This window comes from uncultured Clostridium sp. (assembly GCF_937920395.1).
Classification (GTDB): domain Bacteria; phylum Bacillota; class Clostridia; order Clostridiales; family Clostridiaceae; genus Clostridium_AD.
Window position 1 is genome coordinate 1 of the sequence record NZ_CALEVF010000313.1, and the last position, 1,768, is coordinate 1,768.

Below are 1,768 nucleotides of genomic sequence, written 5' to 3' on the forward strand. Positions count from 1 at the left end.
TGGTAGTGTAAATTTATTTACACTACATTTTTGATTTTTCTTATATATATCAAGGGTTACAGAGTTTTTTAGACGCAAAAAACAATGACCCCCTAATAACATGTTATAATTGAGTATCTAACCACACAAAAATACACATGAAAGGGTGTCATTGTTATGGATTCAATTATAACTTATTTATTCTTATATAATCAATACCTTTTGAAACAAATTAATATATTACTTTTATTTATTGCTAAACATATCCCTCTAAAGCAGTGGGCTTTTGATGATTCACATAGTCCTGAATATCAAAAGTTTAAGGTGGACAAGCTACCTAAGATCTTCATTCCTGAAATTATAGATTATAAGCTACTCTTAGGTTATTATAAACATAAATATGGTAAGACTATTAAGCCAGTAAACCGTAGGTCTAAGGTAACTATTTCCGAAACTACTTTGTGTCCTCATTGTGGTGCTCCGCACGATTATATTTATAAAAATAATGGTTCAAAAGGTCAATATCAATGCAAAGTTTGTGGTGAACTCTTTAGCGAAAGCAATATTTATAATCATCCTCTAGCTTTGCGTTGTCCTTATTGTGGAAATATTCTTGTACCGAAGAAAAATCGTACGAATTTCCGTATACATAAATGCGTTAATTCTAATTGTTCTTACTATCGTAAAAACATTGCGAAATTACCCAAAGGCTTAAATGCTTCCGATAAACATAAGTATAAGCTTCACTATATTTATCGCGAATTTAACATTAACTTTTTCAAAATGGACTTACATGAACTTCCTTCAAATGCTATTAACTTTAAATATAAAAAGTTCAATGCCTACATAATGGGTTTATGCCTTACTTATCATGTTAACCTTAAACTATCCACCAGAATGACATCGCATGCCTTAGAAGAAATACATGGCATTAAAATTTCCCATACTATGGTTGCTAACTATGCCATGACAGCTGCCGCTGTTATAAAACCATTTACAGATACCTTTGACTACAAACCTACAAACATCCTTTCTGCTGATGAGACATACATCAAGGTAAAAGGTATCCACCATTATGTATGGATTGTGATGGATGCCTGTAAAAAATCTATCCTAGGCTACCAGGTATCAGATACTCGTGCAGTTGGCCCTTGTATTTTAGCCATGCGTATGGCTTTAGAAAAATTTAAAACCTTCCCGGGTAAAGCTTTGAAGTTTATTGCAGATGGTTATAGTGCATATCCTCTCGCAAGTCAACAATGTAAGCTTGAAAAGGGTTGGGACTTTGATATTACTCAGGTAATTGGACTAACTAATGATGATGCCGTAACAACTGAATTTCGATGGGTAAAAGAGGTAGTAGAACGCCTTAATCGAACCTTCAAGTTCTCCTACCGTGTAACTGGCGGCTATGGGAGTGAAAATGGCGCTCTTTATGGCGTATCACTCTGGGTCGCTTATTACAATTTCCTGCGGCCTCATCCTTACAATTATTGGAGACCTTTAACCCAATTAGATGAATTAGCTAATGCAGATAATATGCCTGCTAAATGGCAATTACTCATCTTACTTGGCCAACAAACTATATTAAAAATGCAAACAAATAAATGTTTATAATCAAGTATTAGGTTTCTAATGTTTATTATATTTTCGGCCTTAATAAAAAGGCTTTTTTGTCATGTCCAATTTTATTCTTATGCTGATATATTAAGCTGATTTTATAAAACTTTTTGCATATACAACCCAACTTAGTTCATCTTATTTTTTCATAGATAACTTTACACTACCA

Annotated in this window: 1 protein-coding gene; it reads left to right on the forward strand. The window is 33.1% G+C overall.

The window, feature by feature from the left end:
- Positions 1-156 precede the first annotated feature (156 nt).
- Positions 157-1,596, forward strand: a complete 1,440-nt coding sequence (locus Q0649_RS19565) for a DDE-type integrase/transposase/recombinase (RefSeq protein WP_298845839.1) — start codon at positions 157-159, stop codon at positions 1,594-1,596.
- Positions 1,597-1,768 lie beyond the last annotated feature (172 nt).

What these genes read in the sequence shown, in the direction of transcription:
- Q0649_RS19565 (WP_298845839.1), top strand. Translation starts at nt 157, where the DNA reads ATGGATTCAATTATAACTTATTTATTCTTATATAATCAATACCTTTTG.